The sequence below is a fragment of the Candidatus Allofournierella excrementigallinarum genome (assembly GCF_944388085.1).
Lineage (GTDB): Bacteria > Bacillota > Clostridia > Oscillospirales > Ruminococcaceae > Allofournierella_A > Allofournierella_A excrementigallinarum.
Window position 1 is genome coordinate 1 of the sequence record NZ_CALXHK010000032.1, and the last position, 14,473, is coordinate 14,473.

Genomic DNA, 14,473 nt, shown 5'->3' on the forward strand with positions numbered 1-14,473 from the left:
GGCGAGATCTCCAAGCTGGAGCTGCGCAAGGTCTGCCACGAGTTCGCCACCGAGCACATCGACATCATGGGCGAGCAGTTCCAGCGCCTGGGCGTTATCGGCGATTTCAAAAATCCTTATCTGACCCTCAAGCCCGAGTTTGAGGCCCGCCAGATCGAGATTTTTGGCGAGATGGCCAAGAAGGGCTACATCTACAAGGGCCTCAAGGCCGTGTACTGGTGCCCCGAAGACCGCACTGCGCTGGCCGAGGCGGAGATCGAATACGGCGAGGACGAGTGTGATTCCATCTACGTCCGCTTCAATGTCACCGACGACCCGAACGGCATCCTGGCCAGACGCGGCATCCCCATGGACAAGGCCTGGTTCGTCATCTGGACCACCACCACCTGGACCCTGCCCGCCAACGTCGCCATCTGCCTGAACCCCGACTATGACTATGTCTTCGTCAAGGTGGGGGAGGATTACCTGGTGATGGCCGAGGCCCTGGTGGAAAGCACCATGCAGGCCTGCAGGATCGACAGCTACGAGATCGTGGGCGAGCCCATCAAGGGCAGCGAGCTGGAGTTGGTGCAGGTGCGCCATCCCTTCCTGGACCGCAAGAGCCTTGTCATCCTGGGCGACCATGTCACGCTGGAAAGCGGCACCGGCTGCGTGCACACCGCTCCCGGCCACGGCGTGGAGGACTTTGAGGTCTGCACCAGGCATTATCCTCAGGTGCCGGTGATCGTGCCGGTGGACGACGGCGGCTTCCTCACCGCCGAGGCCGGCCCCTTCAGCGGCCTGAAGGTCTGGGACGCCAACAAGGTCATCCTGAAGCACATCCAGGCCAGCGGCCACCTGCTGGGCGTCCAGCACATGACCCACCAGTATCCTCACTGCTGGCGCTGCCACAGCCCCATCATCTTCCGCGCCACCAAGCAGTGGTTCTGCTCCATCGACGCCTTCAAAGAGGACGTCTACAAGGCCATCGACCAGGTGCAGTGGTTCCCCGGCTGGGGCCACGACCGCATGATGGGCATGGTGCGCGACCGCAGCGACTGGTGCATCAGCCGCCAGCGCACCTGGGGCGTGCCCATCCCGGCGTTCTACTGCAAGAAATGCGGCAAGTATCACATCACCGACGAGACCATCAAGGCGGTGAGCGATCTGTTCCGCCGCGAGGGAAGCGACGCCTGGTACAAGTATGAGGCCGGCGAGATTTTGCCCGCCGGTTACACCTGCGAGTGCGGCGGCACCGAGTTCGAGAAAGACAAGGACATCATGGACGTCTGGTTCGACTCCGGCTCCACCCATGTGGCGGTGCTGGAGGAACGCCCGGAGCTGCACTGGCCCGCCGATCTGTACATGGAGGGCGGCGACCAGTTCCGCGGCTGGTTCCAGTCCAGCCTGCTCACCAGCGTTGCCACCCGGGGCGTTGCGCCCTACAAGAACGTGCTGTGCCACGGCTGGGTGGTGGACGGCGAAGGCAAGCAGATGCACAAGTCCGCCGGCAACGGCGTGGAGCCCAGCGAGATCATCAAGGACTTCGGCGCCGACATCGTCCGCCTGTGGGTGGCTTCCAGCGACTACACCGTGGACGTGCGCATCAGCAAAGAGATCATCAAACAGCTGAGCGAGGCTTACCGCAAGATCCGCAACACTGCCCGGTTTATCCTGGGCAACCTGAACGGCTTTGACCCCCGCACCGACCTGGTGGCGGACGATGCGCTCACCGAGCTGGACCTGTGGGCGCTGGATCGTCTGGACCAGCTGAACAGGGCCGCCCGCGACGGCTACGACAGCTTTGACTTCCACAAGGTCTATCACGCGGTCTACAACTTCTGCGTGGTGGACATGTCCAATTTCTATCTGGATGTGGCCAAGGACCGGCTGTACTGCAGCAAGGCGGACGCTCCCGCCCGCCGCGCGGCGCAGACCGCCATGTTCCGCATTCTGGTGGACCTGACCAAGATCATCGCTCCCATCCTGACCTTCACCAGCCAGGAGATCTGGAGCTTCGTGCCCGCCTTCGACGGCAAGCAGAAGTACGTGGCTTTTGAGGACATGGCTGCCGCCGGCGTCTGGGCCCAGAGCGAAGAGTTCCGCGCCAAGTGGGACCGCATCATCGCCGTGCGCGACGATGTGAAAAAGATTCTGGAGCAGGCCCGCGCCGAAAAGGTCATCGGCTCCTCTCTGGAAGCCAGGGTCACCCTGTACTGCACGCCCGAAATGGCCGCGTTCATCGCCACCATCCCTGTGGAGCAGTGGGAAGACCTGATGATCGTGTCCCGGCTGGAAGTTGTGGAAGGCGAGGGCGGCGCTCACGGCGAAGTGGAAGGCCTGGGCGTTGCCGTGCGGCACGCGGAAGGCGAGAAGTGCCAGCGCTGCTGGAAATACACCGCTGACATCGGCTCCGACGCGCGGCATCCCTGCCTGTGCGCCCGCTGTGCCGCGGTGATCGCAGAATAAACAGTTTTCAAAAGCGGCGCGCTGAGTCGCATCGGCAACGGTGCGCCCGCGCCGCTTTTGAACTATCGCAGAGCCGGCCGCCTCAAGGGCCAAGCCGGCAGTGGGAGGCTTTTCTTGATTTCAGCACTTATCACCATCGCGGCCGCGTCGCTGCTGGTGGTCATTGACCAGAGCATCAAGCTCTGGGCCACCGTGAACCTCGCGCCGGTGGGCAGCATGCCCCTGATCCCCGGTGTGGTGGAACTGCGCTATTATCTCAACGACGGCGCCGCGTTCAGCATCCTTCAGGGCAAACAGACTTTTCTCATCCTGTTCACCGGCGCGGCGCTGCTGGTGGTGGCGTGGTATCTTCTCTTCAAAAAGCCTGCGAAAAAGCTGGAGTACATCGGCTGGCTCCTGGTGCTGGGCGGCGGCATCGGCAATCTGGTGGACCGGGTGATGAACGGTGAAGTGGTGGACTACATCAATCTGCTGTTCATGAACTTTGCCGTGTTCAACTTTGCCGACATCCTTGTGTGCACCGGCATCGGCCTGCTGCTGTTGAGCCTTGTTTTGGAGGAAGCCTCCGCCCGCAGAAAAAGGCGGGAAGATGCCGCGAGCGCGGAGACGGACCTTCCCGAGCAGAGCGATGGAACGGTTTGACGTCTTTGTTCCCGCCGAGTGCGCCGGCCAGCGGGCGGACCGCTTTCTCGCCGGCCTGGAAGAGATCGAGCTGACCCGAAGCGCTTTGCAGCGCCTTTTTGAGCAGGGATTGGTGCAGCGCGGCGAACAACCCGTGGCGAAGAACCTGAAGCTGAAAGCGGGCGACCACCTGACGGTGGACCTGCCCGATGCAAAGCCGCTGGAGGCCCGGCCCCAGAACATTCCCTTGGAGATCGTCTATGAGGACGACTACCTGCTGGTGGTGAACAAGCCCAAGGGCATGGTGGTGCATCCCGCGCCCGGCAGCCCCGACGGCACGCTGGTGAACGCATTGCTCTACCACTGCGCGGGGCGCCTTTCTTCCATCGGGGGCGTGGTGCGCCCCGGCATCGTGCACCGCATCGACAAGGACACCAGCGGCCTGCTGGTGGTGGCCAAAACCGACGCCGCCCACGAGGGCCTGTGCGCTCAGATGGCGGTGCACAGCGTCGAGCGGGTGTATGAGGCGGTGGTCTACGGGCGACTCAAGGAACCGGAAGGCTTTGTGGAGGCGCCCATCGGCCGTCACCGCACCGACCGCAAAAAAATGGCGGTGGTCCCCGACGGAAAGTATGCCTATACGGGTTATCACGTGCTTGCACAGTATAATGGCTTTACACACATTGCCTGCCGTCTCAAGACGGGCCGCACCCATCAGATACGGGTGCACATGGCCAGCATCGGCCACCCCCTGGCGGGTGACAGCGTCTATGGCCCGCGGGACTGCATCAAGCGGCTGAACGGGCAGTGCCTCCATGCCCGGGTGCTGGGGTTTGAGCATCCTGTCACCGGCGAAACGATGCACTTTGAAAGCCCTCTGCCCGTTTATTTCACAGATTTTCTTCGCACTCTCCGAAAGGAGCCGGAATCATGATCGAATCTCTTGCGGACGTTCTGGTCGTCAGCGATATGGATAACACCCTCCTCACCGCGAAAGAAGGGGTCCCCTCCTGCAACCGGGTCACCATCCAGCTGTTCTGCGAGCTGGGGGGCCGGTTCACGGTGGCCACGGGCCGGCCGGTGGAGTCGGTGCGGGCGGCGCTGGGGGACCTGGTCCTGTCCTGCCCGGCCATCACCTGCGGGGGCAGCGTCCTTTACGACATGCAGGCGGACAAGCCCATTGAAAAGCATTTTCTGCCCCGGCAGGGCGCCGCGCAGGTCATCCAGACCGTCATGAGCCAGTTTGCCGACATCGGCGTGGAGATCATGGTGGAGGAGGGCCGACTGTACATCGTGCAGGCCAACCGCTACACCCAGGCCCACGTGCAGGAGGAGCATATGCACAGCGTGCTCTGCCCGCTGGACCAGGTACCGGACAATTGGGCGAAGGTGGTCTTTGCGGCGGACCCTGTGACCCTTGCTTCCCTGCAGGCCTTTGCCGCCAGCCTCACGGTGGAGGAAATGTATTTTTTGCACACCAATCTGATGTACTTCGAGATCATGCCCGCAGGCGTGAGCAAAGCGCAGGCACTGCGGCGGCTGTGCGCACTGCAGAACATCCCGCTGGAAAATACCGTTGTCATCGGGGATTATTACAATGACATCGACCTGATGCGTGCCGCCGGGCACGCGGTGGCGGTGGGCAACGCCCCCACCGAGGTGAAGCTGGTTGCGGACGAAGTGGTCTCCAGCTGCCGCAGCGGCGGCGTGGGGGAGTATCTCTACAGCCTGATCCGCCGGTATGCCTGACCCAAAGCCCCTTGACGCCCGTTTTAGGTGCGCCAATGGGCTTTTTTACAAAGATTTCGGTTTTTCGCAATGAAAAGGTATGCTATAATGGCTCTGTAAACTCCGAGATGGGGGAAGTGCTGCTTGAAAAAGGCCCTGCTGACTGGCGCATGCTGCGCCGCCGCCCTGACGATCCTTCTGGGCGGCTACCTTTGCTATGCGCCGTTCTGGCAGCCGGATTATGCACCGGTCTCGCCGGAGCCGTTCTCGGCAGAAGAGGCGCTGCGGGTGGACCTGAACACGGCCACCGAGGCGGAGCTTCAAAGCGTGCCCGGCATCGGCGAGGAAATGGCCCGGGCCATTCTGCAATACCGGGAGGATTTCGGCGGCTTTATCATCGTGGACCAGCTTCTGCTGGTGGACGGCGTCAGCACCAGCGACGTGGCTGTATGGCGCGACTATTTCTACATCGGAGAATGAATTTTGAGGAGGGAAACTGACGATGGAACCCCAACGTCAGAGCGTATTCATCAACCGGGAGTTGAGCTGGCTGGATTTTGACCGGCGTGTGCTGGCCCTGGGCAAGGAAAAAACGGTCCCGCTTGCCGAGCGGATGAAGTTCACTGCCATCTACGGCAGCAATCTGGACGAGTTTTTCATGGTGCGAGTGGGTTCGCTCTATGACCGCACGCTGCTGAAAAACGAGATCACCGACAACAAGACCAAACTCACCGCGGCCCAGCAGCTGGCGGCGATCATGCCCAAAACTGCCGACCTGCAGCAGCAGTGCGACAAGATCGTGGTGAAGCTGCGCCAGCATCTGGCCGAGCAGGGCTATGTGCGCATCGACTTTCAGAACCTGGCCAAAGAGGACGAGCGCTTCTGGAAAAAGTATTTTCTGAACGAGATGCTCCCTGTGCTCTCGCCTCAGATCATCGACCACCGCCATCCCTTCCCGTTTCTGCGCAATCAGGAAATCTATCTCTGCGCGACCCTGAAGGCAAAGGGCGATGACACGGTCTCCTATGGCCTTATCCCCATCAGCAGCCAGTTCGACCGCATGCTCTACCTGAAAAAGGATGATCAGCTGCTTTACGGCCTTGCGGAAGAGCTCATCCTGCGCTTTGCGGACCTTGTTTTCCCCAAGGGGATGCTGCAGAAAAAATGCCTTTTCCGGGTGACCCGCAACGCGGACATCGACGTGAAGGAGGGCATGTTCGACCAGGACATCGACTACCGTCAGGTGATGAGCGAACTGCTGAAAAAGCGGCGCAAGCTGGCCGCTGTGCGGCTGCAGTTCTGGAACGAGCCGCCCCAGGAAGTGGCCAAATACCTGTGCGAAAAGCTGATGCTGCCGGAAAAGCAGTGCTTCTATCAGGAGAGCCCGCTGGACCTCTCCTGCTACTTCAAGCTGGCCGCCCGCCTGCAGGCGGACGGACGCACCGACCTGTTCTACCCGGTGGCAAAGCCCATGCAGGCGCCCGCGAACTTCAAGCTGAGCGAGGAGGCAAAGCGCCGGGACGTGCTCATCGCTTACCCTTACCAGAGCATGCGCCCCTTCATCAAAATGCTGATGGCCGCCGCCTACGACCCGGACGTGGTCAGCATCAAGATGACCCTTTACCGCATGGCCAACAACTCCCAGATCGTGCAGGCGCTGGTGGCTGCCGCCGAAAACGGCAAGGAAGTGGTCACCATCGTGGAACTGCGGGCCCGTTTTGACGAGCAGAACAACATCGACTGGTCCAAAAAGCTGGAAGAAGCGGGCTGCACCGTGATCTATGGCCTGGATGATTACAAGGTCCACTCCAAGCTGACCCTTATCACCCGGCGCAGCCAGGGCCGCTACTTCTACACCACCCAGATCGGCACCGGCAACTACAACGAAAAGACCAGCGAGCAGTACACCGACCTCTCCTTCGTCACCACGAATCAGGAGGTAGGCGAGGAGGCGGCCGCCGTCTTCAACAATCTGGCGGTGGAGCGCCTCACCGACGACACCGAGCACCTCATCGTTGCGCCGCTGCATTTCAAGAGCGTGCTGCTGAAAGAGATGGACACCGAGATCGAAAAGGCGCGTCTTGGCCAGCCTGCCCGCATCATCCTGAAAAACAACTCCATCAGCGACAAGAACATCATCGAAAAGCTGGTGGAGGCATCCCAGGCCGGGGTGCCCACCGACATGATCGTGCGCGGCATCTGCTGCGTGCAGGCGGGCCTGCCGGGGCAGACCGACCATCTGCGCATCCGCAGCATCGTGGGCCGCTATCTGGAACACTCCCGCATCTACGCCTTTGGCGAAAGGGAAGACCTGCGCATCTACATGGCTTCGGGCGACTTCCTCACCCGTAACACCGAGCGGCGGGTGGAGGTGGGCATCCGGGTGGATGACCCCGCCATCGCAAAGCAGCTTTGGGGCATCCTGCAGCTGCAGCTTGCCGACAATGTGAATGCCCGCGAGATGCGCCCCGACGGCAGCTATGCCAAGGTAAAACCCGCCGAAGGCCAGCCTTTGGTGGACAGTCAGATGGAACTGTACAACTATTTCAAGGATGGATTCACCGCCACCGCGCCTGCGGCGCCGGAGAAAAAGGCGGCAAAAGAAGCGCCTGCCACTGGAAGCATTTGGAACAAGCTGCGCAGCTGGCTGCGCAGCAGCTGACCGGAACCGCAAGTTGAAAAGTCGAACGCCTTTACAGGCGCTCGGCTTTTTCTTGCGCAAAATCGCGAAAGAACCGTGCTGTAAAGTTAAATTACTAAACAGCATGAAAAGCTGGAAAAATGTCGCCTTTTGCTTGATTTTGCCCCCAAAACTGTATAGTATGGGATATGACAAGAAATACAAGTTTTATATGAAGGGAGGTGGGCGTGTGCAGCGTACACTGCGGCAGATCGCTGCCGGGCTGGTCTGCTTTGTGCTGCTGGGCGGCAGCGCGGTTTTCGCTGAAGAAGAGGCCACGGCGCCGGCCGCCACGACCCCCGAGATGAAAGCGGTGGTCCTCCAGTCCGGGCAGGATTTTGACCCTGCCGCCGGGGAGAGCGAGTGCAAGGCGCAGCTGGACGCGGCGCTGGCCAAGGTCGTGGAATACGGCATGAACGCGGTGATGATGCCCGCCAACACTGCTGACGGGGCGCTGTTTGCAAGCGATACCTGGCCGATGGTCTGCGGTTTCGATCTGCTGGGTTATGCGGCCGAGGCGGCACGGGGGCAGGGGCTTTCCTTTTACGTTCTTTTTGACGCTTCCAGCGGCTTGGACGAACAGGGGCAGTACAGCGCCCGCGCAAACCTGAGCGCCGCGGCCATCCAGACCACCGCCGCGGCTCTGGGGGCAATGACAGAGAACTGCCGGCCCGACGGTGTCTATCTTGCGGGCTACTATAATCAGAAAACCGCCGAGAGCATGAGCCTTTACCGCAGCGAAGGCGCGTCCATGGGCTATGACAACTGGGTGCGGGAATGCGTCAGTTCCCTCGTCGTGAACGCATCCGCAGCGGTCAAGGGCGCAAAGGCAGACGCGGCGTTCGGCCTCATCACCGACCCGGTGTGGGCCAACCAGACCACTGACCCCGCAGGCAGTGCGACGTCGGCGGATTTTGAGATGGCCGCCGACGGTTATGTGGACCTGAATGCCATCTTTGCCTGGGCCGACGTCGACCAGGTGATGGTGCGCTGCACCGGCTCCCTCACCGATGAAGCCCAGAACTTTAAGACGGTGCTCACCTGGTGGGCGCAGACAGCCTCCCGGCACGGGGCGGGCGTTTCCGCATGGATCTGCAACGACCGGCTGGGCGGCGACGAACCCGGCTGGAAAGCGCCGGACCAGGTGATGCGCCAGATCATCGAGACCCGGGCGGTGGACGGCTGCGTGGGGGCGGCCTATGGGTCCCTCGGCGCGCTGGAGCAGAACGTGGGGGGCTCCACCGACGTGCTCCTTCGCTACTATGCCGACCAGATCGAGGAGCAGGACATCCTCACGGACCTGACCGTCAGCACCCCGGAAAAACGCACTTACACCACACAGGAGCCTCAGGTCAACTTCTACGGCGCCTCTGACCCCAACTTCCCGCTGACCCTCAACGGAACGGAACTGGAGCGCAACAGCGAAGGCGTGTTCAGCGTGGAGATGGACCTGGAACCTGGGCTCAACACCTTCACCTTTGAGCACAAGGAAAAATCCGTTGTCTACAAGATCACCCGCGAGGTGGTCATCATCCAGGAGGTCTCGCCCTCCGGCAGCATGACGGTGGAGGGCTCCACTCAGGTGGGCATCACCGTTATGGCCTACTCCGGTTCCACCATCACCGCCAGCCTGGGCGGTTCCAGCGTAACCCTCACCGAGCAGGAGCTCGCCGGCGATTTGGCGGACGGCAACACCTCCAGCTATGTGCCTTACAAGGGCACCATCACCGTTCCCGCGGCCACCGAGAGCCAGCAGGATGTGGGCAACATCACCGTCAGCGGCACCTGGTCCGGCGTCACCCAGTCGGCAAGCGGCGCGCGGGTGTATGTGGCGGCGCTGCCGCAGCAGGCGCCCAATGTGGAAGGGCAGAAGGGCCACCTGGTGGAAGTCACCGCAAGCCAGGCCCGCACCTACCCCGCAGGCGTTCTGAACAACGACCCCAACGGCAGCTGCTTCCCGCTGCCCAAGGGCACGGTGGATTACATCGTCAGCGATAAGCTCACTTATGATGACGATACCTATGGCAGCGGCGAGTACTATATCCTGGGCAGCGGCGTGCGGGTGAGCGCCTCCTCGGTGAGCAGCCTGGGCGAGGCGGAGTGGCAGATGTCCTCGCTGAGCGGGGCGTCCAGCTGGGCGGACGGGCAGTATGTTTATGTGAGCTTTGCCCGCTCGGGCCGCAAGACCGCCTATACCGTATCCTTCGACGGGGTGGGATACTCCTTCTCCGGCGGCGTTAACAGCTTCTCCGGCGCCACCAGCATGGTGGTCACCCTCAAGGACACCAGCGCCGACACCGCTGCCCCGGGCCTTGCCTCCAACAACCTGCTCAGCGGGGTGAGCCTCTCCCAGCAGGGCAACGACACGGTGATCCGTTTCGACCTGCGCAAGGCGGGCTCCTTCCTGGGCTACCGGGCTTACTACGACGGCGACAGCCTTGTGTTCCGCTTCAACCAGATCCCGAACGGGTTCTCCGGCGCAAAGATCTATCTTGACCCCGGCCACGGCGGCTACGACGGCGGCACCTCCATCAGCGGCATGTACACCGAAAAGACCCTCAATGCCGACATTGCCAACCGTGTGGCGGACATCCTCCGCAGCCGCGGCGCCACGGTGCAGGTGACCGACACCTCCAGCTACGTCTCGCTGGACAGCCGGGTCAGCCAGTCCCAGAGCTTCAGCCCCCACCTGTTCGTAAGCATCCACCACAACGCAGGCGTTTCCAGCGCGAAGGGCACAGAGGTGTATTATTTCAATCCCTACTCCCGCCAGCTGGCGGCGAACCTGTCCGGCGCGGTGGCCGGGGCGCTGGGCACCACCAACCGGGGCGACAAATACGGCGCGTATCGTGTCACCACCCACATGGATTTCCCGGCCGTGCTGGTGGAATGCGGCTTCCTCACCAATCCGGACGAGCTGAGCAAGCTTCAGAGCGACAGTTACAAGAACGCCATCGCCACTTCCATCGCCGACGCGATCCAAAGCACGCTGAATTCCATGCTGTGAGACGAACGGCGGGGCCGCTGCGAAGCGGCCCCGCCGTTTTTACATCCGGCGGACGTGCCATTTTTTCCGTGCGCAGCGCATAAGAATAGACCAGAACGCACAGGGGAAAAGGGGAGCCGGAACATGTGGGAGAAAACACAGGAGATACAATATCCACCCATCCTGCCGCAGGCGGGGGAGATGAAAGCAGCGCTCACGCCGCCGCTCACCCCCAGGGAAAAACAGCGGCCGAACTATATCCTGCGGGTGCAGGTGCTGCTCTGCCTTCTGGCGGCGGCCGCGGTGCTGGTGATGAGCCGCGCGGCGCCCGAGGCCTACCGGCAGTGCGGCGAGGCTTTCCGCGCCGCGATGGAGAGCGGGGTGGAGTTGAACGGCCAGGAGCAGCTGCTCAAGTTCACCTCCGAGGCGGTGAGCGGCCTGCAGGCCGGGGCGCTGGAGGTCATGGCCCGGCTGGAACAGGCCACCGGCGCATCCCTGCCCGACGACGGGCAGGCTCCCGAGCTCACCGGCGCAGGCGGGCAGCTGGCGGCCTTCTGGCCCTTCGTGCCGGAGGGGAACTCCACCAAGTCTTATCAGCCGCCCTTTGAACTGGCGCTTCCGCTGGAAAGCTTTTATATCACCTCGGGCTATGGCTGGCGCAAGCACCCGGTCACCGGCAAAAGCGACTTTCACACCGGCGTGGACCTGGCCGCCGCCGAGGGCACGCCTATCCGGCCCGCGGCCGGCGGTGTGGTGCAGAAAAGCGAATACAGCGATTCCTACGGCAACAATGTGGTCGTCCTCCACAGCGACGGGGCGACCACCCGCTACTGCCACATGCAGTATGTGTTCGTTCGCCAGGGCGAGACGGTGGATGAGAGCACCATCCTCGGCACGGTGGGCCAGACCGGCATGGTCACCGGGCCCCACCTGCATTTTGAACTGCTCTGTGATGGGGTGCGCTACGACCCGGACAAGGCGCTGGGGCTGGCATGAGGCGCCTGCGCCTGCGCCAGCCGGTGCTGCTGCTGGCGGTGCTGTGGTTCGTGCTCTACCGGGACCACAGCGGCCTTGTGCGGGTGGGGCTGCTGGCGGCGCTGCTGCACGAGTGCGGCCATGTGGCGGTGTGGCTGGCCATGACAAAAAGCCTGCCGGTGCTCTCGCTTTCGGTGCGTGGCATCGGGCTGGACGCCTCAGCGGCCCGCCTTTCCCGCCGCCAGACTTTTTTTCTGGCGCTGGCCGGGCCGCTGACCAACCTTCTGCTGTGCGCCGCGGCCCTTGGCAGGATGCAGCTGGCCGCAAGCTATTGGGGCTACTTCTTCGCGGCGGCCAATCTTGCCACCGGGCTGTTCAATCTTCTGCCGCTGGGCGACCTGGACGGACGAAGGATGCTGCAAAGTGTCCTGCCGTGATTGCATTTGCGGGTCGAATCGGGTACAATAAACAGGAATCAAACCTGCGCGCCGTCTTTTGCGGCGCACGTGATGGAGGAACCGGTTTTGTTTGACCCGAAATTGAAAGAGGCGCTGGCCCATGTGCAGAAGCCGGGGCGCTATACCGGCGGCGAGCCGGGCTGCATCATCAAGGACAAGGCGCAGGTGGACCTGCGTTTTGCCTTCTGCTTTCCCGATACCTACGAGGTGGGCATGTCCTTCCTGGGCATGAAAATTCTCTATGAGCTTTTGAACCAGCAGCCCAACTGGTGGTGTGAGCGCGCCTTCATGCCCTGGGTGGATATGAAGGCGGAGATGGAGCGGGTGGGCCTGCCTCTCTACGCGCTGGAGAGCAAGGACCCTCTCACCGACTTCGACATCGTGGGCTTCACCTTGCAGTATGAACTGTCTTACAGCAACATCCTCGCAATGCTGGACATGGCGGGCATCCCCCTGCGGGCGGAGGACCGGGGCGAGGAGTGGCCGCTCATCGTGGCGGGCGGGCCCTGCGTCTGCAACGGCGAGCCTCTGGCGGATTTTATCGACATGATGATGCTGGGCGAAGGGGAGGAGCAGCTGCCCCACGTCTGCCGCATCGTGGAGGAGGCCAAGGGGGAAGGGCTGCCCAAGAAAGAGGTGCTGCGCCGCATTGCCGCCGTGCCAGGCTGCTATGTGCCTTCTTTCTATGATGTGACCTATCACGAGGACGGCCGGGTGAAAGCAATCGCCCCCAACGACCCCGCGGCCCCCGCCGTCATCACCAAGGCGGTCATCCGGGATATGGACAGCCAGACGCCGCCCACCCACTTCGTGGTGCCCATGGTAGGCGCGGTGCATGACCGCGCCCAGATCGAGGTGCTGCGGGGCTGCGTGCGCGGCTGCCGGTTCTGCCAGGCGGGCTTTTTGTACCGGCCTATGCGCCAGCGCAGCGCGGACAAGCTGAACGAGGCCGCCCGCCAGCTGTGCGATAACACCGGCTATGAGGAGATCAGCCTCACCAGCCTGTCCACCTCCGACCACAGCCAGCTGGAGCCCCTGCTGGACGGCCTGCTCACCTGGACCAGGGACGAGCACGTGAGCCTGTCGCTGCCCTCGCTGCGCATCGACAACTTCAGCGAGAGCCTGGTGGAAAAGACCAACCGGGTGCGCAAGACCGGCCTGACCTTCGCGCCGGAGGCGGGCACCCAGCGCCTGCGGGACGTCATCAACAAGAACGTCACCTGGCCGGAGATCGAGCGCACCTGCTCCCTGGCTTTTAAAGCGGGCTACACCTCGGTGAAGCTCTACTTTATGATGGGCCTGCCCACCGAGACCATGGAGGACATCGAGGGCATCGCCGACACCGCCCAGAAGGTGGTGGACCTCTACTATGCGAACCCGGACAAGCCCAAGGGCAAGAGCGTGCAGGTGACCATCAGTGTGGCCTGTTTTGTGCCCAAGCCCCACACCCCCTTCCAGTTCGTCCCGCAGGACACCGAGCAGCAGCTGAAAGAAAAGCAGCAGCATCTGCTGCACAGCGTGCACAGCAAAAAGATCCACGTGAACTATCACGACAGCTCCATCAGTTTTTTGGAGGCGGTGTTCGCCAAGGGCGACCGCCGTCTGGGCCGGGTGCTGGAGGCCGCCTACCGCAAGGGCTGCTTCTTCGACGGCTGGGACGAGTGCTTCCACTACGACCGCTGGATGGAGGCCTTCCGCGAGTGCGGGCTGGACACTGCGTTTTATGCGAACCGCTCCATCGGCCTGGACGAAGTCACCCCCTGGAGCCACATGGACTACGGCGTGAGCCACGATTTCCTGGTGAGGGAATACCGGAAGGCGATGGACGCTCAGACCACCCCGCCCTGCAACCGCAGGTGCAGCGCCTGCGGGGCCAACAAATTTGTGGGAGGTGCCTGCTTTGACTACAGTGCGGATCTGGTTCACTAAGACCGGCGAAGCCTCCTACATCTCTCTGCTGGACCTGCAGCGGGTGATGCAGCGCTCGCTCAAGCGCAGCGGCCTTCCCGTATGGTACACTCTGGGCTTCAATCCCCACATCTACATGACCTTTGCCTGCCCGCTGCCTTTGGGGCAGGAGAGCCTGGTGGAAAGCGTGGACGTCAAGACCGAGGAGGAGAAGCCCGACCTGGAAGCATGGAAAAAGGCGCTGGAGCCGGTGATGCCCCTGGGCGTTGCCGTCACCGCCGTGACCCTGCCTCACTATAAAGCCGGGCAGATCGCCGGCGCGGTGTATGCCGTGCGCATGCCCGCCGCGTTTGCGGAAGGCCTGGACCGCTACAACGGGCTGGACGCCGCCCCGGTGTTGAAAAAATCCAAGCGCGGCCAGAAGGAGATCGACCTCAAGAAGCACTGCCCCCGGCTGGACTATGTGCAGGAAGGGGACGAGGTGTGCTTTGAGATGCAGCTGCCGGCAGGGGAGGGGCTGAACCTCAACCCCAGTCTGTGGCTGGGCTTTTTGCAGGAGCACTGCGGTGTGGACGCCACCCGGGCCCATGTGCTGCGCAAGCGCCTCGTCACAAAAAATTCTGAAGATTTTGCCTGAAAAAGCTTGCAAACGGCCAAAGGCTGTGCTAT

General features: G+C 62.4%; 11 protein-coding genes. All 11 read left to right on the top strand.

The genetic code is table 11. The annotated features are described in order from the left end of the window. Positions 1 to 2,448 (top strand): isoleucine--tRNA ligase (gene ileS / locus ACH2AT_RS07260; RefSeq protein WP_394964771.1); only part of this gene is annotated, 2,448 nt, incomplete at its 5' end. Positions 2,449 to 2,562: 114 nt separating this feature from the next. Next, on the top strand, positions 2,563 to 3,090 hold the full coding sequence (gene lspA / locus ACH2AT_RS07265; protein WP_394964773.1) for a signal peptidase II: 528 nt from the start codon (positions 2,563 to 2,565) through the stop codon (positions 3,088 to 3,090). After that, complete coding sequence (locus tag ACH2AT_RS07270; RefSeq protein ID WP_394964775.1) at positions 3,077 to 4,003, top strand: RluA family pseudouridine synthase; 927 nt, start codon at positions 3,077 to 3,079, stop codon at positions 4,001 to 4,003. Before lspA ends, ACH2AT_RS07270 begins: the two co-directional genes overlap by 14 nt. Continuing rightward, positions 4,000 to 4,818 (top strand): HAD family hydrolase, encoded by an 819-nt coding sequence (locus ACH2AT_RS07275; protein ID WP_394964777.1) that lies wholly within the window; start codon positions 4,000 to 4,002, stop codon positions 4,816 to 4,818. Before ACH2AT_RS07270 ends, ACH2AT_RS07275 begins: the two co-directional genes overlap by 4 nt. 123 nt (positions 4,819 to 4,941) lie before the next feature. Next, a complete protein-coding gene (locus ACH2AT_RS07280) occupies positions 4,942 to 5,277 on the top strand; it encodes a ComEA family DNA-binding protein (RefSeq protein WP_394964779.1) in 336 nt (111 codons plus the stop codon). 22 nt (positions 5,278 to 5,299) lie between these two features. Continuing rightward, positions 5,300 to 7,459, top strand: coding sequence for a polyphosphate kinase 1 (gene ppk1, locus ACH2AT_RS07285; RefSeq protein ID WP_394964781.1), 2,160 nt, complete (start codon positions 5,300 to 5,302; stop codon positions 7,457 to 7,459). A 208-nt stretch (positions 7,460 to 7,667) separates the two neighbouring features. Beyond that, positions 7,668 to 10,484, top strand: a complete 2,817-nt coding sequence (locus ACH2AT_RS07290; RefSeq protein WP_394964783.1) for an N-acetylmuramoyl-L-alanine amidase — start codon at positions 7,668 to 7,670, stop codon at positions 10,482 to 10,484. A 123-nt stretch (positions 10,485 to 10,607) separates the two neighbouring features. Further along, positions 10,608 to 11,459 carry a M23 family metallopeptidase gene (locus ACH2AT_RS07295; RefSeq protein WP_394964785.1) on the top strand — a complete coding sequence of 284 codons (852 nt, stop codon included), beginning with the start codon at positions 10,608 to 10,610 and terminating at the stop codon, positions 11,457 to 11,459. Continuing rightward, positions 11,456 to 11,875 (top strand): peptidase, encoded by a 420-nt coding sequence (locus ACH2AT_RS07300; protein WP_394964787.1) that lies wholly within the window; start codon positions 11,456 to 11,458, stop codon positions 11,873 to 11,875. Before ACH2AT_RS07295 ends, ACH2AT_RS07300 begins: the two co-directional genes overlap by 4 nt. Before the next feature lie 72 nt (positions 11,876 to 11,947). Continuing rightward, on the top strand, positions 11,948 to 13,825 hold the full coding sequence (locus ACH2AT_RS07305) for a TIGR03960 family B12-binding radical SAM protein (protein ID WP_394964789.1): 1,878 nt from the start codon (positions 11,948 to 11,950) through the stop codon (positions 13,823 to 13,825). Then, entirely contained in the window at positions 13,806 to 14,441 is a 636-nt protein-coding gene (locus ACH2AT_RS07310) for a TIGR03936 family radical SAM-associated protein (protein ID WP_394964819.1), read from the top strand. The genes ACH2AT_RS07305 and ACH2AT_RS07310 overlap by 20 nt, the downstream gene beginning before the upstream one ends. Positions 14,442 to 14,473: the final 32 nt, after the last annotated feature.